The following is a 26,312-nucleotide window of genomic DNA, read 5'->3' as shown; positions in this document are numbered from 1 at the left end:
AATGAATATTAAAATTAAAGAAATCCTATTTTTTGGAGCTATTATTTTTTCAGCACTATTTATTGTTGGGTGTAACTCCTCAAAAAATACTACAAACAAAACAAACGCAACTCAAGTTTTACCTCACACCGATCCAAACAACGAAGGGAATTGGGTATTGGATAAATTGGTAAGCGATGAATTTGACTCAGCAGAAATCGATGAGAGAAAATGGTATATCGTGGGAAAATTTAAGAATGGCGAGCCATTTTATAAACACCCAGATATGCCAAACAAAAAGGTATGGAAAGGGCGGGCACCTTCCCAATTTTCAGGACGAAACTACAGGCTGGAAGATGGAAAACTAATTCTTGAAACCAGATGGGAACCAGATTTTCCATTTAGCCCCGAAATCAGAAAACCGGTTTTTGGTGAAGCGATGCCCTATGAAAACATCACAACAGCGTGCTTTATCGGAAGAAACGAGTTTAAATATGGCTATATAGAAATAAAAAGTATGGCGGCTGATGGGCCTATTTCCAGTGCCTTTTGGGCTATGGGCGATCATTTGGAAATTGATTTCTTCGAACTTTTTGGGGGTACGGGAAATCCAAATAAAAAACATTTAGATAGCCAACTTTGGTGGTCAATCCGGGATTGGAATAAGCCCGTTACCGGAAAACCGGTTTATACCGAAAGAAAGGATTTAGGGTTTAGAGTAGCGGACGATTTTCATATTTATGGTATCGAATGGGATGAAAACGGTATGAAATATTATGTGGATGGCAAATTGTTTTCCCAAGTTACGGCGGATGAAGTTACCGCTTGGGCAAAAGCTAATCGCAGAAAAATAACCTTGCCCGATGATTATAATGGCTATGTTGCGGATAGGCCAATTGCCTTGTGGTTGGATCAAGAAGCGTTTCCTTGGCACGATATTCCAAAGTCCAAAGAAGAATTAGAAGCTAAAAGTCCAGAATCGGAAAAGCAGGATGGTGTATTAGATTTTGAGATTGAATACGTTAGGGTTTGGCAAAAAAGAAGTTAAATAAATAAAAACAAAAACCATGAAAAAAATAATTTTCTTAATTTTTATCTTAGCTGCTGTATCATCGACTTTTGGTCAAAGCAAATGGCACGAAAAACAAAACAATCATTTTGTAGCACAAGCAGCTAAGGAGTATAGTTTAACTGAAGATCAGCAGGAAGACCTACGACAAAATAGAATGGAAATGGTTACAGCTTTTATTTCTTCAAATGAAAAAATGAAAGCAGGGGAAATTACTTCTGAAGAAAGAAAAGAAATTACAAAAGAAGCGAGTAAAACATTTAATTCTTATTTCTCTCAGCTTGCTGGAAAGCCTTATGCAGAGGTGGCACCATTTTTAAAGCGGATGCGTGAGGAGTTAAAGAATCTTAAATAAATTCACTTCTAAGTAAATTAAGATATGGGATGTCCACATAAAACTATCTTTATTCTATGTTTTGTAATCGTGGGATTCATTGGTTGCGATTCCTCAAAGAATAATAAGAATGATTTGGCAATGGGTACAACTGAAAAAGTTTCCGATATTGCCACAAGGCCAAATATATTATTGATTTTATGTGACGATTTAGGGTATGCCGATGTGGGATTTAGTGGCTCAAAAGATATCTCAACTCCTAATTTGGATATGTTGGCAAGCAATGGTACGATTTGTACCGATGCTTATATGGCGCATCCATTTTGTGGTCCAAGTAGAGCCAGTTTGCTGGCGGGTAGGTATGCGCATAAATTTGGCTCTCAGTTTAATCTCCCTACCGAAGGCGATGAGTCCAAAGGTATCGACGTTGATGAAACCTTTATAAGTCGGGTGTTGCAGAAGTCGGGGTATTATACGGGTGTGATTGGAAAATGGCACTTAGGATATCAGCAACAATTCCATCCAAATCAAAGAGGCTTTGATGATTTTTATGGGTTTTTGGGAGGGGGACACAACTATTTTCCTGAACAGTTTAAGGAGGCCTACCAACGTCAAAAGGCAAATGGCAGAGCATTTGTTTGGGAATACCTTCGGCCTTTGGAGCATAATGGTAAAGAAGTGGAGGAGAACGAATATGTAACCGATGGCTTATCCCGCGAGGCCGTACGTTTTATTTCGGAGGCATCCGGCAAAAAGGATCAGCCTTTCTTTTTGTATTTATCGTATAACGCACCACATACACCTTTGGAAGCCAAAGAAGAGGATTTAAAATTATTTTCGCATATAGAAGACAAAAAGCGAAGAACTTATGCAGCCATGGTTTATGCCGTAGATAGAGGTGTAAAGCGAATAGTGGAAAAACTTAAAGAAACCCACCAATTTGACAATACGCTGATTGTGTTCTCTAGCGACAACGGCGGTAAAACAAAAGCTGGTGCAAACAACTTTCCGCTAAAGGAAGGAAAAGGAAGCGCGTATGAAGGCGGTTTCCGTGTTCCAACATTTTTGCACTGGCCCAATGTGGTGCCTGCAGGAAAAAAATTTACTTATCCAATATCATCCCTTGATTTTTATCCAACTTTTGCGGGTTTAGCAAACGCCAAAATTCCAGAAGAGAAGCAATTGGACGGAAAGGATATTTGGAAACCTTTTCTGAAGAATGAAAATCCGAGACCCGAATCCCCACTCTTTATTATGCGCCATAGAAAAGGCTATTCTGATGTGGCAGTCCGACAGGATAGATGGAAAGCCCTGAAGGTGTATCAACAAAAATGGAGGTTATTTGACATTGAAGCTGATATTGAGGAGAACAATGATTTAAGCACCCAGCATCCTGAAATCTTAGCAAACCTCGTTAGAATGGGTAGTCGATGGAGCAAGACCCATGTGGAACCACAATGGTTTCATATTGAAAAAGAAGGTGAGCAATGGAGAGCGGATGGTATGCCCAATTTTGATAAAACCTTTGCTTTGAATTAGTTCATTCTTGAACTTAGAGATTTTATCTGAGCAATACGAATAAAGCCTCACAACCTTAAAAGGTTGTGAGGCTTTTGTTCTTTAATAGTGATTTGAGCTTTATGCTTCATTAAAGGGTTGACTTACTTATGTGTCTCAACGTAAACCCAATATTCTAACTAACATTCTTTAAATCTTTAGCATTATTTTACCATTTATTGTCCTATAAATGCTGCAAATTGAAGTCGATGTATATGTGTATATTGTAAATTTACCCCATTTGTTTAGGTTTATGGTTAAATTTGAGTGGGTTTTTAAAGAGCCTTATTGCATATTAACCTATTTGATTTTCTATAAAAAAACGTAACTTACATTAAATCAATTATTTAAGTATTAGTTTGGTTTGTTTTTATCTTTTTTTAAGGGTAAAATTGTAATATAGGGTAAATTTGTACTATAAAGGGGTAATTATAGGTGAAATGGCTTGGCTCGATTCACTTAATTTTGAAGTATGAAATTAGTATTAAAAAATACCGAGAGTTTTACAAATTCAAGATTGAACGTCTTTACCAAGGAAAAGCCTTGCTTGGATTCCGCTTGGCACTATCATCCGGAATTTGAATTGTTGTATATTTCCAGAAGTACTGGAATTCGATTTGTGGGAGATAGTGTCTCTCCTTTTGAGCCCGGTGATTTGGTTCTCGTAGGTTCAAACTTGCCACATTTATGGAGAAATGATGTGTCCTACTACAGCGAGGGCAGTGAAAAAACGGTCAAAACAGTCGTCATCAAGTTTTATAAAAACTTTATAGGGGAAAATACTTTTGATACACCCGAATTTACAGCAATAAATAGGATGCTATCTGATTCTAAGTACGGTATAAGCTTTGGGAAAAATGTATCAGACTCCATGAAGGGTGAACTTATAGGCTTGCCAGGTTTAAGCAACACGGAACAGTATATAAAACTGTTGGATATTTTGCACCGGCTTTCAATTGTTAGCGATAAACAATTATTGTCTTCATCTGACATGAGGCAATATACCCCAAAAGGTGCACATAGAATAGACAGAGTATTGAGGTACATTTCGGATAACTACGGGAAGACGATAGCCTTGGAGGATGTATCGGACATCGCCTGCATGACGCCTAACTCCTTCTGTCGGTTCTTCAAGAAAAAAACTAATAAATCGTTTACCGAATTTTTGAATGAGGTGCGTATCAGAAATGCTTCAAGAATCCTTGTTCAGGAAACCTTTGCTGTAAATGATGTTTGCTTTTTAGTTGGATATAATTCTATTACTAACTTCAATAAGCAATTCAAAAGAATCATGGGCAGTACGCCAAAGCAGTATAGAGAGGCTGTTTAAAATTTGACTCATAATTACTATATAGATTTAGTTAAAATTCACTAAGCATAGGGTAAATTTTTGCTATCCCCTAGCGGATTTAATCTTTTCCTTTGTTCAGGAATTCATAATGGTTAATAGCCGTTTTTTTGATTAAGCATCAAAAGGGTTTTCCATTAATAATTTTAACATGACTACATTATTAACTAAACTAAATTATCGTATGAAAAAACTAAAATTAATTTTAGGAGTCTTCTGCTCAGTTGCATTTAGTATTTATGGTTACAGCTCAACTGTCTCTATTACTGAGATAACAAAGCTGGACACAACTGCAACTATGGAAATTTCTAAAGAAACTCAAACCATTGAAGTATCAGGTACAGTCTCCGATACTGAAGGCCCCTTGCCGGGGGTAAACATCCTAGTGAAGGGTTCTTCAAAAGGAACTCAAACAGATTTTGATGGAAACTTTTCAATTTCGGTAGAAAATGAAAAAGCGGTGCTTATATTCTCTTACGTAGGGTATAAAACCCAAGAAATAACTGTGGGAAATAAAACTTCAATTAACGTTATTCTGGAAGCGGATATCGCAGGATTAGATGAGGTTGTGGTTGTGGGTTACTCTACTAAAACCAGAGGGGAGCTTACGGGATCTGTAAGCACGATTGGGAGTGAAGCTATTGAGCAATCTTCCAGTAAGGATGTTGCCAAGTCCTTGGCAGGTAGAGCTTCAGGTCTTATAATTAGTGACCGTGGTGGTTATCCCGGGGCAGGTAATGGTGCTGGTGGAAACACTAACGATGATGCTACAACTATATTGATTCGCGGAAAATCCACTTTAGGGAACAACTCTCCCCTAATACTTATTGATGGTATTCCTTCGGGTTCCTTTTCTCAATTAGCGCCTCAGGATATTGCTTCCTTAACTGTACTAAAGGATGGTGCTGCCGCTATCTACGGATCAAGAGCGGCTAACGGAGTTATATTGATTACTACCAAACGCGGTAAATCGGGCAAGCCAAAAATTAATTTTTCAAGTACTTTGAATTTCTCTTCATTTACTGTCAGACCTAGTTTAATGTCGTCTGAACAATTTGCCATTTACAGAAATGAGATAGCAGAGAGAAATGGAGATGCATTACCTTTTACTCAAGAGGAGATTAACAACTATGCCTCAGGGAGCGATCCTTTAAATTTTCCTAATACAGACTGGGTGGATTTGACATTTGCGGACACAGCGCCTGAATCCAGAAACTCGCTTTCTATCTCAGGTGGTACAGAGAATGTTAAGTATTTCGTTAGTGGTGATTTTATTGACCAGAAGGGTATGTATAGATCTAGGGATTTAGGTTTTAAGCAACATCAATTGCGTACCAATATTGATGTGAATATTACCGACAATTTTAAATTTGGTGTTGATGTAGCAGGGAGATTTGGTAAAACCGAAGAGCCAGGCGTGAATGACTCAAATATTTACAAGTTAATATTCACTATACCGCCAACTGAAATTGGGGTTTATCCTAACGGTTTACCGGCTAGAGGTGGTGACGAAGGAAACCCGGTTATTACTTCAAGCAATGCATCTGGTTTTGTGAAGACAATAAGCAACACCCTTACTTCAAGGTTTACTGTTGACTGGGGGCTCGACTCATTGTTGGAAGGCTTGAGTGTTAAAGGTTTTGCTGGATTAAGAAGACTCAACAATGATACAAAGTCATGGTACACACCATGGACTTATTATGTGCCAGATGGATCTGGAGGTTTTGATACTGCAATTGGTTCAAACCAACAAGGTACACTTAGAACATTGCGCGAAAGTTTCTGGAAATTTGATGAGCAAATTTACAATGCCAGATTGCACTACTCCAATGTGTTTGGTGATCATTCCGTAAATGCATTCATAGGTATGGAAAGGTTAAATTCCAATACGCGCAATTTTTTTGCCGAGAAAAGAGGAGGTTTCCCTGACCCAGGTAATGGTGAGTTGTTCCAGGGGTCTACCGAAAACCAAGCATCCAATGGCTCAAGTTCTGAATTTGCAAGACAGGATTACTTTGGTTCATTATCATACGATTTTCAAAAGAAATATTTTATTGATTTAACAATACGTCACGACGGGTCTAGTAATTTTGGTCCCGGAAATCGTTTTGGTACCTTCCCAAGTGTTGCTGTTTCTTGGGCATTGCACAAGGAGTCTTTTATGGAAAATATAAGTTGGTTAGACGCTTTGAAGATAAGAGCATCTTGGTCTGAAATGGGTAACGACCGTATTGGTCCAAACCAATTCTTGTCATTGTTTGATTACGGAACGGATAACGGAACAGCCAACCCATTAAATGCACCAATACCGAATTATTATGTTTTTGGCGAAAATGGAACGTTTTCCAATGCATACAGACTGGCAAGGATTGCAAATCCGGATATAACTTGGGAAACTGCTGACATGAAGAACCTTGGATTTAATTTTTCCTTATTTGGCAACAGACTAAACGGAGATATAAATTATTTCTATCAAAAACGTAGTGGTATTTTGATAACTCGAGGTGCTGAGATACCTGATTTCATTGGTTTAACAGGTAATCAATTGCCTGCTGAAAATTTAGGTGTTACCAAAAACTTTGGTTTTGAATTTGAATTGTCATGGGCGGATAGAATAGGTAAGGTCGATTATAATATTGGAGCGAACTTTTCCCAGGCTAGAAACGAAGTAGTGTTTTTGGCCGAACCGGCAAATGTTTCGCCATTCTTAAAACGTGAAGGCCGTCCTATAGACTCCTACATTGTTTATCCAACTGCTGGAATATTTAGAGACCAGGCTCAAGTAGATGCAACCGACGTTAAGCTGGATGGAACCGTAGAAGGAGAACCGATTTATTTAGATACAGATGATGACGGCTCAATTGGAGCGGGCGACCGGGTGAGAACAGATACTTCAAACATTCCAGAAATACAATACGGTATTTACGGAGGCCTAAACTATCAGGGCTTCAATTTTAATTTCTTGTTACAAGGGCAGGCGGAAGCTGAAACCTTGGTGTTCTTTGACCAAGATGGGGCCAAGCCAGATTTCGTGTTTAATAATAGGTGGACACCAAATAATAGAAACGCAAGCTATCCTAGAGCGTTCGCTCCTGGCGATCAGTATAGTGGTGTGCAAAGCGAAGGACCAACATCCGATGTTAATGCAGGCTTTCAAGGAGCTGATTTATATTACCAAGATGCATCTTTTTTAAGGTTAAAAGAAGTTGAATTGGGATATACTTTAACCAAAGAAAAAATTAAGTTGGGGGATCTTAAAATATTTGTGAGAGGTTTCAATTTATTAACAATGTTCTCTGATATTTATGATATGGGATTAGATCCCGAAGCAACAGGATATAACAACTTTAGAAGTGCGACGTATACACCGCTAAAAACGTATACTGTCGGGTTGAATTTTAGTTTCTAAAAAAAATATGAAAAACATGAAAAATATTAAATTTTTAAATCTATTTTTTACTGTAATATTACTTTTTACAGTGAATAGTTGTGATGATGATTTGGATATTAACGTAACCGATTCCTTCGCAAGTGACCTTGTGCTCAGTACTCCTGACCAGGTAGAACTTTTATTGTTCTCAACTTATAACAGTACTGAGAGTTGGGGCTTGAACAAATCCAAATGGTGGACAAGACGATTCAATATTGAAAATGCTTCATTTGAATCAAAATTCAACTTTAATAATCTTGATATTTTAGGATTAAGACGTGGATGGACCGCTGGGAATGTTGGTTTTTTTGGGGACAAGTGGAGTACTTATTGGACTTATGTACGACAGGCCAACTTGTTCTTTGAACTTGTTGAAGGTAGCCCAGCACAGCAAGCTGACCCTGAAAGAGTTGCCGTTTTGGTAGCTGAAATGAAATTTTTAAGAGCAAATCTTTATAGTAAATTAATTAAATTCTATGGAGGTGTGCCGATTATAACAACCGCTGCTAGTCTGGATGATAATTTTAATATTCCTAGAAATACGTATGAAGAGTGTGTGGATTTTATCGTTAAGGAGCTGGACGAGGCTGCGGCTGTATTGCCACTAACACAAACAGGCGATAATTTTGGACGTGCTTCAAAATTAGCAGCATTGGCTGTTAAATCTCGCACATTGTTATATGCTGCAAGTGATTTGCACGACCCAGCAATGGCACCCCAGGCCACCAATTTAGAATTTTATACTTATTCCAAGGGATCAAAATGGCAGGATGCTGCCGATGCGGCAAAAGCCGTAATTGACCTTGTTGGAGCCAGGGACCTAATAGCTGTTGGGAGCGCTGATGCCTATCAAAAATTGTTTTTATCGCCAAATGACGATATTATTTTTGCAAGGCCATATGGTAGCCAACTGTATGATTTTGGAACGGATGCTAACTCGCTTTGGGATAAAACCCAGTCTCCAAGAGGTTTTGACGGGTGGGCATTGTCTTCCCCAACTCACAATTACATTCTTCAATACAATATGGCGGATGGAACCACAACTGAAGGTGCAACATACGACCCAATGAATCCGAATACAGGAAGGGAAATGAGGTACTATGCCAACATCAATTTTCAAGGTGCTCAATTTAGAGGTCGTGAGATTGATTATGCCCTATCCGTCGATAACACTGTTGTGCCCGATGGAAAGGACTCAGAGTCTCAGGCTCAAGCCTTCGGTAATTTTAGACATGCCTCGAAAACAGGTTATAACATCCGCAAGTTTCAGGATGAAAGTATTCCGGTTACAGGGATTTCAGCCAATCGTCCATTCATTTTATACAGGTTGGCGGAGATCTATCTAAATTATGCAGAGGCACAAGCGCGATTAGGAAATGATGGTGAAGCAAGGACGTATTTAAATAAGGTGTCTGCACGGGCTTTGCAACCTGCAATTACCGCCAGTGGAGCAGAATTGCTTGAGGCCATTTATAGGGAAAGACGTGTTGAACTGGCATTTGAAGGGCATAGTTTCTTTGACGAAAGACGTTGGATGTTTGAGGATCATTTAGGTTTTGAAGTAAGAGGTTTAAGGTGGACAAAGCAACTAGATGAGTCTTTGACATTTGAAGAATATACTGTCGTTACTCGTCCATGGGAGACAAAACAATATTATTTACCAATTCCATTGTCTGAGGTTGAAAAGGCTCCTGCACTGATTCAAAACGATGGATACTAGTAGAAATGAAATAGAGTAATTTGTTAATCATTTATGTTTAGTATTTAGTTGGGAAATACCGAGTGTTTAATGGCCTCGGTATTTCTATTTTTTGAACCTTAAGAAACAAAACCCGCATGCCATCATTAAACAAAAAGAGTTCCAAAAAACGCTATAACATACTAACTTTAATATTTGGTACGGTAGTGATAAACTACCTCGATCGGACGAATATTTCTGTGGCCGCATCCGCCATTAGCGAGTCTTTAGAATTAAGTACCGTACAAATGGGCTCAATTTTTTCTGTATTCGGCATTGCCTATGCGGCGTTGCAAATCCCAGGGGGTATTATTGTCGACAAAGTGCGTTTACGCTTTTTATATGCTATGATGCTTTTTTTATGGTCAGTAGCAACATTATTTCAAGGTTTTGTGAATTCGTTCAAAGTGCTATTGGGGTTAAGAGCCAGTATTGGGGTTTTTGAAGCGCCATCCTATCCAGCAAATAATGCCATAGTTACCAAATGGTTTCCAGAGACGGAACGTGCCTCAGCTATTGCTATTTATACATCTGGGCAGTTTATCGGGTTGGCCTTTTTATTCCCTGTTTTAACATTGATTCAAGATAAAGTGGGTTGGAGAGGATTATTGATTATTTCGGGTATTATAGGTATTGTTTGGGCAGTAGTATGGTATGCGTTTTACAGAGACCCGGATCAACATAAAACAGTAAGCAAAGTCGAATTAAAACTGATAAAAGATGGCGGTGGTTTTTCAAAAAAGCTGAAGACTCCAAATGAAAAGGAAAAGTTCAACTGGAATGATTTTTTTGAAGCCTTCAAGCACAGGAAATTATGGGGCATTTATTTGGGCCAATTCTGTATGGGTTCTATGTCCATCTTCTTTTTAACATGGTTTCCAACTTATTTGGTTGAATATAGAGGATTCGATTTTATAAAATCCGGATTTTTGGCGTCCATACCTTTTTTGGCTGCGTTTTGTGGTGTGCTTTTAGCAGGCTTTTCATCCGATTTTTTGGTTAAAAAAGGCAAAACCCCCGAGTTTGCAAGAAAAGCTCCCGTACTCATAGGTTTATCATTATCAACATTGATTATCGGCGCCAATTTTACCGATAGTACATTTTTAATCATTCTGTTTTTAACAATAGCTTTTTTTGGTAACGGGCTTGCATCCATTACCTGGGTATTTGTATCCTTAATAGCACCAAAACGTATTATAGGGCTAGTGGGAGGTGTGTTTAATCTCATCGGAGGTTTATCTGCAGTTGTGGTACCATTTGTCATCGGAGTTCTGGTGCAGGAAGGCGATTTTAGTCCAGCACTGTTTTTTATAGGGATTCTAACAGTCATCGGATTTCTGTCATTTTTATTGGTGGTTGGTAAGGTGAAGCGTATTGAATTGGACGGAGGCAAGGATGACATTAAAAATATAGGGTCATGAGACGAACATGAATTTTCATCATTTCAAATTCACAAAATAAAATGATTAAAATTTATGCGAGTACCTGAATGTATTCAAATTTTTTGAACATTGAGGAATCAAAAAAAATTAAACAAATGAAAATTAAAATAACAGATGTTAAGGTGTTTCCGGCAAATATCGCAGGGAGAAGCCAGCTTAATGTAAAGATAGAAACCGACTCGGGGATTTACGGCTGGGGCACATCCGGTATAACTGGTAGGGAGATGGCGGTTATCGGAACTATAAAACATTACCGGCCATTGTTGATAGGCAAAGACCCTATGCAAATTGGTGCGATTTGGCAAGACTTGTATCGTGGCCAATATTTTGAAGGCGGAAGGGTATTGACGGCGGCCATTTCGGCCATCGATATTGCACTTTATGATATCAAGGGAAAAGCATTGCAAGTTCCTGTTTATGAACTTTTAGGAGGAAAACAACGAGATTATGTAGAATGTTTTGCATCATTAAGATTCAGTAGCAAAGAAGAATTAATTGCTAGGGCAAAAGTATTGATTGAAGCAGGTTGGCGGATGCTAAGGTTGGCTCCTGCCGAGTATGAAGAAGGGAAATATGCCTCAGAATTTGAACCCAGGGATTCGATTGCAATAATAGCAGATTGGGTCACGGCCTTGCGAAAAGAAGTGGGTACAAAAGTAACCATAGGTATCGATTACCACCATAGGCTGTCTGTTCCGGAAACGGTTTCATTTCTACAGCGCATGCCTGTTGGAACCCTCGATTTTATTGAAGAGCCTATTCGCGATGAATCGCCGGAGGTATATCAAGAATTACGAAAAATGGTGAATGTACCATTTGCCATTGGTGAAGAATTTGGAAGTAAATGGCAGTTTATGCCCTATATAGAAAATAACATTACGCAATTTGCAAGAATCGATGTGTGCAATGTTGGCGGCCTAACAGAAGCAATGAAAGTAGCGGGTATGGCCGAAGCACATTACATTGATTTGTTACCTCACAATCCCATTGGCCCCATTTGTACCGCCGCAACGATTCACTTGGCGGCCGCATGTCCTAATTTTACATGGCTGGAAGAAATGAATACTCCAGTTGAAAATCCGGGATTGGACGATGTCAATTATTATCCTGTGCAACCAAAATTGGAAGGCAATCGATACAAAGTGTTAGATGCGCCCGGTCTTGGTGTAGAATTTAATGAGGAGCTTGCCCTTAAAAAAGGATTTAAGATGGTAGAAACACCACGCTTAAAACGTAAAGACGGGTCTTTCACCAATTGGTAAATTATTTAGATAAAATGAAACTATTATTCTCAATACTTTTCACAGTCGTTTTTAGTGCGGCGTATGCGCAATCCAATGAAAAACCTAATATCATTATTATGATGACCGATGACCAAGGTTATGGCGATATAGGAGCACACGGCAACCCGTATTTAAAAACGCCCCACATGGAATCCATTGGAGATCAGGGCATCGAAATGACACATTTTTTTACCTACCCCAATTGCTCGGCAACTAGAGCAGCATTGTTAACAGGTAGATATCCGTACAGAACTGGGGTAACTGCGGTTACGCAAGTAGATCATTTTATGAATACTTCTGAAGTCACTATTGCCGAAATTTTGAGCAACAATGGCTATAGAACAGGGATATTTGGAAAATGGCATTTAGGCGATAACATGCCAATGCGCCCTATTGACCAAGGTTTTCAGGAAGCACTTGTACATAAAGGAGGGGGCATAGGTCAAGCCGCAGGACCTGCGGGGAACACTTATTTTGATCCCGTTTTGGAGCATAATGGCACACCGAAAACATACAAAGGCTATTGTGATGATATCTTTACGGACGCCACTTTGGAATTTATATGCAAAGAAGACGACAAACCATTTTTTGCGTATTTGGCAACTAATTTGCCGCACTTTCCTTTGCAAGTCCCAGATTCTCGAGCGGCACCTTTTAGGGAAATGGGCTTGCATGAGGACAATGCCTTAACATACGGGATGATTGATAACATTGACTACAACGTTGGTAGGGTACTCGATAAACTAAAAGCACTAGGAATTGAAAAGAATACCCTGGTTATTTTCCTGTCGGACAACGGTCCGCGACATCGCAGAACAAAAAACGATTCCTACCCCGGTCGTTGGGTAGCCAATTTAAGAGGGACAAAAACCAGCGTTTATGATGCTGGTATCCGTGTGCCGTTTTATGCCATGTGGCCGGATAAAATTGATCCTAATAGGCAATTTTCTACAATGGGAGCTATCATTGATATATTACCAACATTGTTGGATGCAAGCAACATTCAAGCACCAAAAGATGTTCAAATTGATGGGCAATCGCTTTTACCGTTATGGACAAAAAATCAATCCGATAACTTAAAGGAACGTGACTTTTTTGTACAAATGCATTATGGACCAACACCATTTAAATACATGCATTTCACATTAAGAACCCCTAAATATAAATTGGTAAGCCCGCATAATTTTCCGCATGGAATCGTACATCAACCAACTGATTTTGAACTGAAAAATGTGTTGAAAAATTTGGAGCTTTATGATGTAGAAAAAGACCCAAGCGAACGTATCAATATCGCTAAAGACCACCCGGAAATTGTAGATGAAATGTTGCAACGCTATGAAAATTGGTTTGACGAGGTAACAGAGGAACGAGACGCCAAAGGAATTCAGCGTATTTATTTAGGAAATAAAAGCCAACCTCATGTGGTACTATCCCGTTTTGATTGGGGAGGCCCGCGCGTAATTTCACGATTTGATTATGGTGGGCCGAGAGTGATTGAAGATAACCAATTAGGCTTTTGGGGCGTAACAACCAAAAAAGGAATTTATAAAGTGTCTTTGGATTTACCTGAAATCAAAAACGATGGTGTGGCACACTTAAAATACAATGGGTTGCACTTAACAAAACCAGTTAAAAAAAATCAAAAGCAAGTTGTTTTTGATAATGTAGAATTGACAGAAAGCGAAGGGAATTTCCATGCCTATATAAAAGTGGATAGGTTACCTGTAGGTCCCTCATTTGTAGACGTCATTAAACTTGATTAGTGTGCTTTTTATCCCGGATTTCTTTTTTCAACAATAATTTAGGATAAGATAGGCTTAACAGTAGATAACTTTATACTCCCAAAAACATAATCCAGTAATTAATTTTGAAAAAAATTGAATTGCTAATTATAGATGGGTAAAAATAAGTCTACTTCAAACTTCAAAAATTTAGTATTCACTTTAGCTATTGTTCTTGTATTGAATAATAGTTTGACAGCACAAGTATATCCCTTTTCTGATCCTTCAAACACAGGCGGTTGGGTTTTAAATGCAGGCATGAGTGATGAATTTGAAGCACTAGTTTTAGATGAAACCAAATGGCTCATACAAGGCAAAAATGGCGAATACCAATCCAACTTTGTGGGAAGACCGCCTTCTCAATTTTCTACAGATAACGTAAGGCTAGAGGACGGCAAACTTAAAATTCAAACCCGATGGGAACCGGACTATCCATTTTCGCCTACAACGCATCCAGAAACAGGTGAAGCCTACGAAAATATCACTACTGCGGCAGTAATTACTAAACAAGTTTTCAAATTTGGCTATATGGAAACCAAATGTAAAGCCGCAAACGCACCCGTAACCAGTTCGTTCTGGACTACCAATGCTACTACGGTAGCTACCAGTGAACGCTCGGAATTGGATATGTTTGAAATGTTTGGCGGACATAAAACCAATGCCTCGTGGAGAAAACGACTAAAGTTCAATATCATAAGTTGGGCACCAGACAACCCCTACTATTTGCCGGATGGGAACGGGCCAGTACATACAAGAAATATTCAGGCAGATAATGAAACCGCTAGTGGATTCCATGTATATGGTTTTGAGTGGACGCCGGATTACATCAAAGTATATATAGATGGTGTTTTGCATCCACAAGGTACTATTACCAAAGCAGAATTGACTCAAAATGGAGAAGATTCTGATAGATGGGTGACAGATGTGCCCTATCATATTTGGTTTGATTCTGAAACCTTTCCATGGCTTGGGCTTCCGGAAGCGGCAGATTTACCGGCAGATTACGAAATTGAATATTTAAGGGTTTGGCAAACCAATCAAATTTCGGTGCAAGCCACTGCGGATGCCGCAGAACCTAGTACTAATGGTGCATTTAAGGTCAGTTTACCTAATGGTACTTTGGCCACTCAGGATATTACGGTAAACTACAACGTAACTGGAACTGCTACAGCTGATACTGATTACAATGCGTTGTCAGGAAGCGTAACGATTTTAAATGGCAATAACAGTGCCTCTATCCCTGTAAATGTAATAGGTGATAATGACCTTGAAGGCGATGAATCCGTAATAGTGACGTTAACATCTACAAGTTCGGGAGTTGTAAATACGACACCTGCTGAAATCACTATTGCAGATACGGCTACAATTTTAACGGCTGGCGATATAGCTATTGTTGGTTGGAAAGCTGAAGGCAATAATGGAGGTGCGGTAGCTTTTATGCTTTTAAAGGATATCGTTTCAGGCACTAAAATGTCGTTTTCCAACAGATCATGGAAAGGCACACAGGATGGTTGGACAGGAGATTTTGGTATTGATGATGTTTGGACTTGGACGGCTGGAGCTTCCCATGCTATTGGAGATATTTTTATTTTGGATTCTGATGGACAGGTGAAGCAGGTTAGTGCAGATGTGGAATCAGCAGTCGGAACTACTTCACACGACGTTGCCGGCAAAATAGTATCCTCTGATGATGACGCGGATTTTGACCTTTCTAGTTCTGGAGATTCTGTTTTAATCTATCAAGTTTACGGCACATTTTCAGAACCTACAGATCCAAATGCCTCCAACTGGATTACTGGAATAAATCTTAACGGTGGTTGGGGCACTGGTGGTGGCAATGTGTTTTGTGCATTGCCAACAGCACTTTCCAACGGAAATAATGCAAATACCGTAGGTACTGATCAAAATTATGGTGTTTATAAGGAGAAATTGATGGGTAGTGTTGGCACGCTAAGAAGCACAATTAACAATAGCAGTAATTGGGTTTTTAATGAAGACACCAATTACAGATTGTGGAGTCATTCAGAAACTGTATCTGGAGATTTTGGAGATATCGGAATTTCAGGAACTTTAACTGCCAATGACGAATTTCACAAACCCCTAATGATTTATCCCAATCCGGTAAGACAATCATCTTCAAAAATCATAACTATTTCTTCCCCAAATACATCACAAATATCTGTTTATAATATATCCGGTGTTAAGGTAATTGAACAGAAAAAAGAAACAGAATCATTAGAGTTGCCTTTAGGGAATTTAGCTCCTGGGGTATATTTCATGACTTTAGGTTCTAATACGAATATGACAACAAAAAAAATAATAATCGAATAAAGTTTATAACATGAGGAATTATACCTTTAATATAGTATTCATAGCAATTTTTGCGTGTTTCATCACAAATGCCTTTGGGCAAACCGAAAACACAAAACCTAATATCATTCTAATTTTTGCGGATGATTTAGGCTATACGGATGTTGGTTTTAATAGGCCCGCAAATTTTCCCGAAGAATATGGTGTAATACCCACTCCGGAGTTAGATGCCCTGGCCTCCAATGGTGTGATAGCACAGAATGCTCACGTTGCCCATCCTTTTTGTGGGCCTAGTAGAGCGGCCTTATTAACAGGGGTTTACCCCCATAGAATTTGTGCGCAATACAATTTAATGAATAGTGTGGCAGATCCCAATGGAGTAACCACCAATGAAAAATTCTTCAGCAAGGTTTTACAGGAAAATAATTATAATACAGCCGCTATCGGTAAGTGGCACGTTGGTGTTAGTAACGACTTCATTCCAAATAATAGAGGTTTTGATTATTTCTTCGGAATGTTAGGCGGTGGCCATCAATACTTTGAGTCCGATTATGAAGCACAATGGTATAATAGTGGCGGAACGGTAACAAATGAATATCGTGTGCCATTGTTAAGAAATCAAACATATGTTACCGCAAACGAATTTGATAATGATGAATACTTAACAGATATTCTTACCGAAGAAGCTGTTGATTATATTGATAGTTTATCCACGGCGGGCAGTACAGATCCATTTTTTATGTACTTAGCCTATAACGCGCCACATACGCCGTTACAAGCACCTCAATCCAAAATTGATGCTTTTGACGCGGCCAATGGAGACGGTACTCCGGGAAGCACATTTTCTTCGGTCGTGGCAAATAGCCCAGATATTTTAAATGCAAATATTCCGGGCAGTTGGACGGGAACTGACGAAGAGTATAGAGCCACACTAGTGGAAGATCGTCTAGTGTATGCTACCATGGTCAGCATTATGGATGAAGGTATTGGTCTAGTTGTAGATGCCTTAACGGCAAACGGCATTTTAAACAATACGCTGATTGTATTCATGAGTGATAATGGCGGTAAGTTAAGACAGGCGGGAGCCGTCAATTATCCGCTTACACAAGGTAAGGGTAGTGTGGACGAAGGAGGTCATCGCGTGCCTATGTTTATGCATTGGCCGGATGAATTAAGTGCAGGACAAACCTATGACCATCTAATTTCTTCAATAGATTTATATCCTACATTTTTAGATTTAGCTGGGGCACCAGTTCCTGCTGGTAAATTGCTTGAAGGAAAGGCCGTAATGAATAAAGTAGTAGCAAACCAAGATGCACGTCCTGGAGAAAATATGTACGTTATGCGCCCTCAACTTGGTTTTCACAATGGAGCTATTATGAAGGGCGATTATAAAATCGTTAAAAAAGGAAATAACAATACAACAGCAGGGTTTAAATTATACAATATTATGACGGACCCAGGCGAAACAACCGATATAAGAGGGACAGAACCCAATGCAGAAACGTTAATTGACGGTATGCTTACCGAAGGCGTGGCGTGGGTATCAGAGTTTCAAGATGTAAAGCCCTGTTTTTATGACAATGACGGCGATGGTTCTGGGCATCCACATAGTTTTTTATGGAATGATGGCACACTCCCAAATTACGACGGCTTTTTTGGAATGCCATTGATAACTGACCCGGAGCTTATAAGTGTCACTGGAGAAACAGATGCTGTGGAAGGGCAAACCGATGGCGTGTTCACAATGAGCTTGCCAACGGGCATACTTGCTGATTCGGATATTACTGTAACATATACGGTAAGTGGTGAGGCAACTAATGGTACAGATTATACAATGTTGTCAGGAACTTTAACAATTTTGGAAGGGACTAATGGTACCGATATTATAATTGTTGCCAGTGAAGATGGTATGGCAGAAGGTACCGAAACAGTGGTTATTCAATTGGTGAGTACATCCTTTGGGTCAATTAATACTACTCCAGCTCAAATCAATATTTCAGATGTTACTTTGCCAACTACCTTAACCACTGGAGATGTTGCAATTGTTGGCTACAAAGCTGATGCGGGAAATGTTGCTGAATTAGCATTTGTCATCTTAAAAGATATTAATCCAGGAACCTCAATTACTATGTCCAACCGAAGTTGGAAAGATGATGGCTCCTTTAATTTAGGGGGAGGAGGAAGCCCTTATGCTATTGATGATGTGTTTTCTTGGACTGCTACGAGTACGCATAATGCAGGTACTATTTTTAAACTGGAAAGAAGTGGTATTGTTACAACTGTGATTAATAATGTAGAAACTGCGGTCGGAAACACTGTGCAGACATTTGGTACAGATGGTGACTGGGATCTTTCTCCGGCGGGCGATTCTGTTTTGATGTACAGTGGAGCTACGGATACACATCCCAGCGATAATAGTAACCTGTGGTTAACAGGCTTGAATACTAACGGTGTTGAAAACGCAAGTATTCAGAATGCAGGTTGGGCGGTTGGAGGTGGTAATGCGTATTGCGAATTGCCCGCGGCTCTTGTTGGATTTGATATAGATGTTACTGGCGGAGATGTTAGCAATCCTTATGATCAAAATTTTGGCGTATATACGGGAAATGCTTCTGGAGATCCTGCTACGGTAAGGGCAAGTGTCAACAATTATACGAATTGGATACTGAACGAATCTAATGCTTATTTTCTCTGGAATAACAGTGATACAGTTGATTCTGATGCTGGAGATATCTTTTTGGGACAAGTCACGTTATCATCAAATGACGCTAACGCCATAGATTTGGGATTAAGGTTATTTCCAAATCCAACAAGAGACTATTTTAATGTAAAATTAAATGGGAATATCCAAAGTGCTAATGTTGAGCTATTAAGCCTAACCGGAAAAGTATTAAGGACATTAAATACAAAACAGAATCAATCCTTTAAAATGGATGTTTCTGATTTGCCTTCAGGAATATATTTGATAAAAGTTAGCTCGGACAGTAGCTCACAAATAGGGAAAATAGTAAAACTTTAAAAAAGGTTTAAGATTAATAGCAAGCAATATATTTTTACCATTTCGTGAAAATAAAGACGTCAGATGATTATCTGGCGTCTTTTCTTTTTATTGCCTGATTTAGATAAGAATTCTTAAGAAATATAGTTAAATCAAAATAAAATAGGATAAAAATTATTGCGGACCGGTCAGGTTTTTAAAACCTGACCGGTCTTTCTATAAATAAATCTGTTTAGTGGATTATGTCAAATTATTATGATTCAGCTATATTAAATGAAACTAGCAGTGTATGAGTTAAAATACTGTCACCAAAATATCCAAAAGGTGCTCAAAACCTTGCAGGATAAGGATTTTTAAAAACGGATATTTAATAATCTGACTCAGTCTGATTATCATTATTTTGTACTTACCCTTGCACAAAAATTTAATTGTGAGCCTGAAAAATAAACCGAATTTAGTTTTAGTGGCTAATCGAAAGCACCAAAATTATGAGGATACAATTAATTGGGCAATGGTGCTTTTTTAAAGTTGATGAATTCCAATTTGCACATACAGGGTTGGCAATTGACCACTTTTACTACCAGAGAGACTGCTGGCACAAAAAAATCCCAAAGCTTAAACCTTGGGATTTTACAATTAACTAAAATAACTAGCTTAACGATCAATACTTAAAACTACTTATTTTTTAAGAAACTTTCTAGTGGAAACACCTCTGTCTGAACTTAATCTGACAATATACAGCGCACTTTTTAAAGAAGAAACATCAACGGTGTCTAATACGTTTTCTTGGAACAATACCTGTCTGCCCAATAAATCCAAAACTTCAACTTTGTTGATAGCTTCTTGTGTATTGATATGTAATTCGTCATTGACTGGGTTTGGATACAAGCCAAATTCAAAAGCGTTGTTTTTGTTGGTGGATAAAACGGGCATGTTTTTAGTAACCGACATGCTATTGATATGTAAATGGCTAATGGCACTTGATCCAAAACCAAAACGTAAAGCCCAAGTAAAGAAATAAGCTCCTGTGCCAGTAAGCTCAGTATAAATGTCTCCACTGAGTGCAGTTGAGTATGATGTTACTGCTGAACCAGCAGTACCATTAATACTTGTAATTTGAGCAGACTTACTTGAAGAAGCGGCATCTGCCCCTATAAGGTATTCAACAACTACTTCATATCTTCTGGCGTTTAATTCACTGGCTAAAACACCGGTTGTACCAAAACCACTACCTGCTCCTCCGTTATTATTGGTCAACGCAAGTTCGTTGGTTGTTCCTTTGTTTTGAATCATTATGCCATCTCTGTTGGCATTATTAGCTTCTGCACCGCTCATGGGGTTATTTTTATCCAAAAGACCTATGAAAATTAAGTTTTCATCAGGCTCTGTTCCGTACGTTTGTCCATTAAACCCAAGATCAATATTCACCGTAATGGTAATAACATCCCCGTCAGTAGCAGTTATAGGAGTGGAATCCACTAACGCGTATGTAAAAAAAGCACCGGTTCTAATAACTTCTCTTGGTTCAGCCGAAGTAAAGGCAACCCATGTGTTTGCGTTGCCAAAATGACCAGCATTCCAATCAGGGTGACTATCTAAGTCCGTTTGAGGGCCACCAGTAGTGTAATCCGCAGTGCTAAAGTCTGTAGAGAAAAGAGTTGACTGAGCATTTACCAATGCAACAAAGGCAAAAGCAAGTAAAAATGTTGTGTAAATTTTTTTCATAATAAAATGTTTTATATAGTTAATTATGGATGTTCAAAATTAGAGCGAAACTAAAAACATAAAGGGTAAAAAATTACCCTTTCCTTGCACTGAATTATCTAATTTAGAATCCCATATCTGACACAATTGCCCAAAGGGTAATTTTTGATAAGTAATAGATAAATATTGCTAAATATCTAACTAAAAGAGCCAGTAATTTTGTCATTGAGGCTTTATAAGAATAATGTCGCATTATTTTTCGTGTAATGATTACTTCGCCATAGGTAATTTTTAATTGCACTAACTAAAAACTAATACTAAAACACATGAAATTAAAAATGATTTTTGATGTTCAAAGGACTAGAAGCATTTGTTTGCTCCTTGTTTGCTTATGTTTCTACGGACTGACATTAGCACAAAACCAAACGTTAATGGTTCAAGGTGTTGTAACTGGATCTGAAGACGGTGTGCCCATACCAGGCGTTGCCGTTGTTTTACAGAAAAGTGCTAGTGCATCCGGAGCCGTTACGGATTTTGATGGGAAGTACGAAATTGAAGCCAATATTGGCGACAAGCTTACCTTCAGTTATCTCGGGATGAAATCTGTTACATTGCCGGTTACCGGCCCTAAATTAGATGTACAAATGGATACTGAAATTGACGAGCTCAATGAAGTTGTGGTCGTTGGTTTTGGTACCCAGAAGAAGAAGGAAGTTACAGGTGCTGTAGCGCAGGTAAAGGCCGAGGAAATTGAAAATGTGGTGACCAGTGATATTGGTCAGGCGTTACAAGGACAAATTGCAGGAGTTAGTGTTACTGCCAACAGTGGAGAGCCTGGTGAGGGATCGGGAATCCTAATTAGAGGGGTGTCTTCATTAACCGGATCTAATTCGCCTTTATGGGTAGTTGACGGTGTGCCACAATCCAACGGAGACCCAGGGCTTAACCCAAACGAAATTGAAACGATTGATGTTTTAAAAGATGCTGCCTCTGCTGCCATTTATGGTACTCGAGCCGCCGGAGGTGTAATTTTGGTAACTACTAAAAAAGGTAAGCCAGGCAACACGGCTATTGAGTTGGAAGTGATTAATGGGTTTCAAAAAATTACCCGCCAAACCCCTTTGATGAATACAAAGGAACAAATATTCTTTGACCTGAACAATCCAACCAGAAATGGAAGCCCAGCAAGATCGGACAGGTTTAGTTTATTGAATGATAACGATTTAAGGGATTTGACAGAAAACGACCATGCGCGTATTGATAGGTACAATTTTAGTATTTCCGGAGGAAATGAAGACGCAAACTATAGCGTGGTTATGGGGCTTTTCAATCAGGAAGGTATTGTGATCAATTCAAGCTTTAAGCGCTATAATTTGAGGGCTAACCTCAATATGGAAAAAAGCAAGTGGACTTTTAATAACGGTTTTGGATTTACTATTGACGATAGGGAGCGTCCTAACTTTAACCTTTTAATTCTTGGGCAAAGAGCATTTCCTTACTTGGATAAAATTGGCCCGGACAGTTTCAACGTGGTTAATGAAAATGACGAGAGTGCAGGCCCTTACGAGCAAGTTTTGGAAGCCTTGACCAGAGATAGACAGATAGGCAGATATCGTTTTGAGGGGAGTTCAAACATTAAATACAGAATTAACGACCAACTTGAATTGACCACGCTTATTGCCGGCGTATTTACACATGAGCAAGAAAAACAGATTCAACCAAGAATTGATTTGTTTGATTCAACCGGAAATAACCTAAGATCGGATGAAGATAGTTTTGTTTTCGAAGGAAGGGACCAGACCATTTTACTCAACTGGAACGGCGGGATAAACTACAAACAGGATTTTGGCAAGCACAATTTAAGTGCTTTAGCCTTAATGAGTATTGAACAGGATAATTTTACATCCATTGGTACAATAAGCAAAGGGTTGTCCTTTTCTGATCCCATTAACCTTACGTTGGGAACTACAGGTGCAGAAGCGCTGTCCTATGGGACTATTAGTGTAAACCGGGGGGTCATTAATGTAGAACCAGATTATAAGATAAAACGTGTAGGTTCAATTGGCCGTATTCAATACGATTACGATGAAAAATATCTGTTAAGTGCTAGTATGAGGGTGGATGCCTCCAACCAATTTTCGAAGGATAACCGTTATGCCTATTTCCCTTCGGTTTCGGCAGGGTGGAACATTTCGGAAGAAAAATTTTGGCGACCACTAAAAAGAACCATTAACAGTTTTAAATTAAGGGGTAGTATAGGTACTACCGGTAATGACCGCTTTGCGCCAAATTCAATCTTTAGTCCGGTGATAACAGGATATAATGCCTATTTTGGGTCGGGTTCTGGAGTAAACGAAGCTCCGGGCATTGTTCAGCAATCCTTTGGTAACCCTGCATTAAAGTGGGAGGTTACTACCCAGCGCAATATAGGGGTGGATATCAATATGTGGAAAAATAAACTAACGTTTACTGCGGACTATTATAACACGGATAAAAAGGATTTGTTATCAAACATTCGATTGAACCCAAGCTTTGGGGCACCCGCTACTGTAGAGCGTTTTCAAGGATCTAACTTTGCAGTTTTTAATATTGGAAATATGACCAATGAAGGTTTTGAAGCCTCATTGCGTTACCGTCCAGTCACTGGGAAAGTGCGTTGGAATTTGTTGGGAACATTCACAACAAACAAGAACAGGGTTACAAGTATCAACGGAGATAATGACCGACTTATGTTTAGTACCTTAAGTATCTTTGGCGATATTGAGTCTTTAGTCTCAGGGTTGCAAGTTGGCAGGGAAGCAGGGTCGTTCTTATTATGGGAGACCGATGGCTTGCTAAGGACGGATCAAGAAGTTGCCGACTATAATAATCGATTTGGCGAAAATGCACAATTGGGAGACTTAAGGTATGTTGATAGGGACGGCGACGGTTCATTAAGAGGCGAAGGTGATAGAGTCTATAAAGGAAGTGGGCTTCCAGATTATGAATTGGGGCTTAACATTCAGGCAACATATAAAAACTGGTTTTTTGTAATGAACTGGTACGGTTCCTTCGGCAATGAGGTGTATAATGCCACACGGGCCAACGCAATGCGTCAAGGACGCCATAAGGATTTACTATATCAGTACATCCCTGGCGTAAATGAAAATACTCCAATTCCGGCATATAGGGATAATGACAGGGGCGACACAAACTTCAATGGTAGTTCTGATTTCTTTGTAGAAGATGGTTCTTTTATAAGATTACGAAACGTAGTAGTATCTTATGGCCTACCAAATGATGTAATTAAAAAGCTTGGGCTGGTCAGGGCAAGAATTTTTGCCAATGCCCAGAATATGCTGACAATTTCAAAATACACTGGTCTTGACCCAGAAGTTGGAGGAAACAATATTCAATTAAAAGGTATTGACCGTGGTTTGATACCAATTACTGCCAGTTATAATTTAGGTGTAAGATTAAATTTCTAGAAAGATGAAAAAGATAAAATATTTATATGTGATAGTATTGGTAGCTCTAACGTTTTCCTGCGAGGAATACTTGGACGAGCCCAATCCAAATGCACCAGAACTTTTAGAATCCGTTAATAATTTGAACGATTCAGAAAAAGTGCTTAACGGGGCCTATAATTCCTTGTTCAACCACTTTTTATTAAGCTTAGAAGAGGATAATTATCGTGCCGATATTGGATCTATGAGAAATAGGAGGTTGCCTTTGGGTGGTGCGTTGAATGAACATAACGATTTCTATTTTAAAACAGTTTCGCCAAGCACAAGGCGTATTGATCAGCGTTGGGGAGCTCTGTATCGCGGTATTTTCTTCGCAAACCAAGCTTTGGCAGCTTTGGATAAAATTCGTCCAGGATTGGAAGGTGCCGAAATTGATGAATGGAACCATCAACGCTCACAGGCTCTGTTTTTTAGAGGTACATATCACTTTTATCTACATTCGGTTTTCAATAATGGAAATATAATTATCCGTGACCTTTATGAGCCAGATGTAACAAAAAGACATAAGGACGTATCCCCATCTCAGGACGTTATTGCATTTTTTAGAAAAGATTTGGAGGAAGCCATAGAGCACCTGCCAATGCCATCTGAGGTTTCGGAAGATGGGCGTATCAGCAAGGGTGCGGCAACTATGATTTTGGCAAATTCTTATTTATACGAAGGCACTGAGGGGGGTACACAAAACATGGAACTTATCAATAAAGCCATGGCGCTATACGAAAGTTTGCGCGATGATTTTGGATATGCCTTGGAAACCGAGGTGAATCCAATTACGGGTTCAAACATGTTTACTTTGGCAGGAGAGTTCAACAGCGAATCTATTTTCGAAATTAATTATACTACAGCTTTTGGGTTGGAACTTAATGAGTTTGATGAGCGTAGTCCGCATACAAGACTTGCCTCAAGGTCAGGCCACTTTAATTTTGGGGCTCAGGATTTTATGCAACCAGCAACTTGGCTTATGTTGGCCTATGAAGCTGAACCCATAGATCCTTCAAACCCTGTTAATACTGTAATTAATGGTGCTGGAGAATCGGATTTACGCCGCGTTTCATTAAGAGCTTCCAATATGATTTTCTTAAATGACGATTTGGATACACCTGTTTATGGAGGCCCAAATGCGATAAATGCTGGTAGGTTTACGGGCTTAGCCAGTAGAAACCTAACAATTACGGCATTTAAAAAGTACACAAACCACGATATTGCAGTAATACAAGAGTCATCACTTAACGGCAACCGATTAAAGTCCGGTAAAAACGTTGTAGTCAATAGATTGGCAGAAGTATTGTTGAATTTGGCCGAATGCTATATTTACAATGGCCGTTTGGACGATGCCATTGCAGAGATTAACAAAATTAGAAATAGATGGGCCCTGGTGCCATTAGATATCAATTCTCAATTAGGAAATGATGGCATACCGTATGATGAAACTAGTTTAATGGAGCACTTGATGTTTACTGAAAAACCATTGGAATTGGCCGCTGAAGGACATGCCACACGTATTATAGACTTACGCCGATGGGGTGTTGCACAGGAGCGTTTTGATGAACTTAGTCAGCATTTTTATCAAGGAGTATTTTACCCAAAAGATGGACGTAGACAAGTAACACCTGAATTAGCGCGAGGACCAATAGCCAATATAACTAGGGCATTAAGTGATATAGCCGAATTAGACCCCGCTGATGTTCCAACCGATGAGGAGACCAGGGAACAGCAAAACATCTTTAGCGAGTTTATGTTTTCAGCACAAAACTATCCAACTAACGGTGGTTATTTACCAATACCAGCAGAAGAGGCTGTAAGTAACAACGAAATTGAAAATTAATTAAG

Annotated in this window: 14 protein-coding genes; 13 read left to right on the top strand and 1 reads right to left on the bottom strand. The window is 39.1% G+C overall.

The features are described from left to right. Position 1: 1 nt before the first annotated feature. The 11 genes from H7U19_RS12395 (at position 2) to H7U19_RS12345 (ending at position 19,293) form a co-directional block, all read left to right on the top strand. Positions 2 to 1,027 carry a family 16 glycosylhydrolase gene (locus H7U19_RS12395; RefSeq protein ID WP_186562845.1) on the top strand — a complete coding sequence of 342 codons (1,026 nt, stop codon included), beginning with the start codon at positions 2 to 4 and terminating at the stop codon, positions 1,025 to 1,027. A 19-nt stretch (positions 1,028 to 1,046) separates the two neighbouring features. Then, on the top strand, positions 1,047 to 1,403 hold the full coding sequence (locus H7U19_RS12390; RefSeq protein ID WP_186562843.1) for a hypothetical protein: 357 nt from the start codon (positions 1,047 to 1,049) through the stop codon (positions 1,401 to 1,403). A 24-nt stretch (positions 1,404 to 1,427) separates the two neighbouring features. Then, the gene (locus H7U19_RS12385) at positions 1,428 to 2,921 is read left to right on the top strand and encodes a sulfatase-like hydrolase/transferase (protein ID WP_246454803.1); all 1,494 of its coding nucleotides are present in this window, start codon (positions 1,428 to 1,430) and stop codon (positions 2,919 to 2,921) included. Positions 2,922 to 3,411: 490 nt separating this feature from the next. Further along, a complete protein-coding gene (locus H7U19_RS12380; protein ID WP_186562841.1) occupies positions 3,412 to 4,269 on the top strand; it encodes an AraC family transcriptional regulator in 858 nt (285 codons plus the stop codon). A gap of 202 nt (positions 4,270 to 4,471) precedes the next feature. Then, complete coding sequence (locus tag H7U19_RS12375) at positions 4,472 to 7,696, top strand: SusC/RagA family TonB-linked outer membrane protein (RefSeq protein WP_186562839.1); 3,225 nt, start codon at positions 4,472 to 4,474, stop codon at positions 7,694 to 7,696. Between the two features lie 16 nt (positions 7,697 to 7,712). Further along, the gene (locus H7U19_RS12370) at positions 7,713 to 9,437 is read left to right on the top strand and encodes a RagB/SusD family nutrient uptake outer membrane protein (protein WP_186562837.1); all 1,725 of its coding nucleotides are present in this window, start codon (positions 7,713 to 7,715) and stop codon (positions 9,435 to 9,437) included. Positions 9,438 to 9,553: 116 nt separating this feature from the next. Continuing rightward, positions 9,554 to 10,876, top strand: coding sequence for an MFS transporter (locus H7U19_RS12365; protein ID WP_186562835.1), 1,323 nt, complete (start codon positions 9,554 to 9,556; stop codon positions 10,874 to 10,876). Positions 10,877 to 10,992: 116 nt separating this feature from the next. Continuing rightward, on the top strand, positions 10,993 to 12,159 hold the full coding sequence (locus H7U19_RS12360) for a mandelate racemase/muconate lactonizing enzyme family protein (protein ID WP_222597432.1): 1,167 nt from the start codon (positions 10,993 to 10,995) through the stop codon (positions 12,157 to 12,159). A 14-nt stretch (positions 12,160 to 12,173) separates the two neighbouring features. Then, on the top strand, positions 12,174 to 13,943 hold the full coding sequence (locus tag H7U19_RS12355) for an arylsulfatase (protein WP_186562833.1): 1,770 nt from the start codon (positions 12,174 to 12,176) through the stop codon (positions 13,941 to 13,943). Positions 13,944 to 14,075: 132 nt separating this feature from the next. After that, complete coding sequence (locus H7U19_RS12350) at positions 14,076 to 16,292, top strand: T9SS type A sorting domain-containing protein (protein ID WP_186562831.1); 2,217 nt, start codon at positions 14,076 to 14,078, stop codon at positions 16,290 to 16,292. A gap of 10 nt (positions 16,293 to 16,302) precedes the next feature. Then, entirely contained in the window at positions 16,303 to 19,293 is a 2,991-nt protein-coding gene (locus H7U19_RS12345; RefSeq protein WP_186562829.1) for a sulfatase-like hydrolase/transferase, read from the top strand. 657 nt (positions 19,294 to 19,950) lie between these two features. On the opposite strand, the gene H7U19_RS12340 is transcribed toward H7U19_RS12345, so the two are convergent. Beyond that, the gene (locus tag H7U19_RS12340) at positions 19,951 to 20,997 is read right to left on the bottom strand and encodes a T9SS type A sorting domain-containing protein (protein WP_186562827.1); all 1,047 of its coding nucleotides are present in this window, start codon (positions 20,995 to 20,997) and stop codon (positions 19,951 to 19,953) included. A 410-nt stretch (positions 20,998 to 21,407) separates the two neighbouring features. Here H7U19_RS12340 and H7U19_RS12335 point away from each other — a divergent pair, with 410 nt between their 5' ends. Further along, complete coding sequence (locus H7U19_RS12335; RefSeq protein WP_186562825.1) at positions 21,408 to 24,443, top strand: SusC/RagA family TonB-linked outer membrane protein; 3,036 nt, start codon at positions 21,408 to 21,410, stop codon at positions 24,441 to 24,443. A gap of 4 nt (positions 24,444 to 24,447) precedes the next feature. Next, a complete protein-coding gene (locus H7U19_RS12330) occupies positions 24,448 to 26,307 on the top strand; it encodes a RagB/SusD family nutrient uptake outer membrane protein (RefSeq protein ID WP_186562823.1) in 1,860 nt (619 codons plus the stop codon). Positions 26,308 to 26,312: the final 5 nt, after the last annotated feature.

Origin of the sequence: Hyunsoonleella aquatilis, assembly GCF_014270105.1 — a bacterium.
GTDB lineage: Bacteria > Bacteroidota > Bacteroidia > Flavobacteriales > Flavobacteriaceae > Jejuia > Jejuia aquatilis.
The sequence above is the reverse complement of the archived record's forward strand: the minus strand, read 5'-3'. Positions and strand labels throughout refer to the sequence as shown.

Excerpts from the sequence above, each read along its gene's own strand:
- H7U19_RS12395 (WP_186562845.1), top strand. The coding sequence starts at position 2 with ATGAATATTAAAATTAAAGAAATCCTATTTTTTGGAGCTATTATTTTT.
- H7U19_RS12390 (WP_186562843.1), top strand. The coding sequence starts at position 1,047 with ATGAAAAAAATAATTTTCTTAATTTTTATCTTAGCTGCTGTATCATCG.
- H7U19_RS12385 (WP_246454803.1), top strand. The coding sequence starts at position 1,428 with ATGGGATGTCCACATAAAACTATCTTTATTCTATGTTTTGTAATCGTG.
- H7U19_RS12380 (WP_186562841.1), top strand. The coding sequence starts at position 3,412 with ATGAAATTAGTATTAAAAAATACCGAGAGTTTTACAAATTCAAGATTG.
- H7U19_RS12375 (WP_186562839.1), top strand. The coding sequence starts at position 4,472 with ATGAAAAAACTAAAATTAATTTTAGGAGTCTTCTGCTCAGTTGCATTT.
- H7U19_RS12370 (WP_186562837.1), top strand. The coding sequence starts at position 7,713 with ATGAAAAATATTAAATTTTTAAATCTATTTTTTACTGTAATATTACTT.
- H7U19_RS12365 (WP_186562835.1), top strand. The coding sequence starts at position 9,554 with ATGCCATCATTAAACAAAAAGAGTTCCAAAAAACGCTATAACATACTA.
- H7U19_RS12360 (WP_222597432.1), top strand. The coding sequence starts at position 10,993 with ATGAAAATTAAAATAACAGATGTTAAGGTGTTTCCGGCAAATATCGCA.
- H7U19_RS12355 (WP_186562833.1), top strand. The coding sequence starts at position 12,174 with ATGAAACTATTATTCTCAATACTTTTCACAGTCGTTTTTAGTGCGGCG.
- H7U19_RS12350 (WP_186562831.1), top strand. The coding sequence starts at position 14,076 with ATGGGTAAAAATAAGTCTACTTCAAACTTCAAAAATTTAGTATTCACT.
- H7U19_RS12345 (WP_186562829.1), top strand. The coding sequence starts at position 16,303 with ATGAGGAATTATACCTTTAATATAGTATTCATAGCAATTTTTGCGTGT.
- H7U19_RS12340 (WP_186562827.1), bottom strand. The coding sequence starts at position 20,997 with ATGAAAAAAATTTACACAACATTTTTACTTGCTTTTGCCTTTGTTGCA.
- H7U19_RS12335 (WP_186562825.1), top strand. The coding sequence starts at position 21,408 with ATGGTTCAAGGTGTTGTAACTGGATCTGAAGACGGTGTGCCCATACCA.
- H7U19_RS12330 (WP_186562823.1), top strand. The coding sequence starts at position 24,448 with ATGAAAAAGATAAAATATTTATATGTGATAGTATTGGTAGCTCTAACG.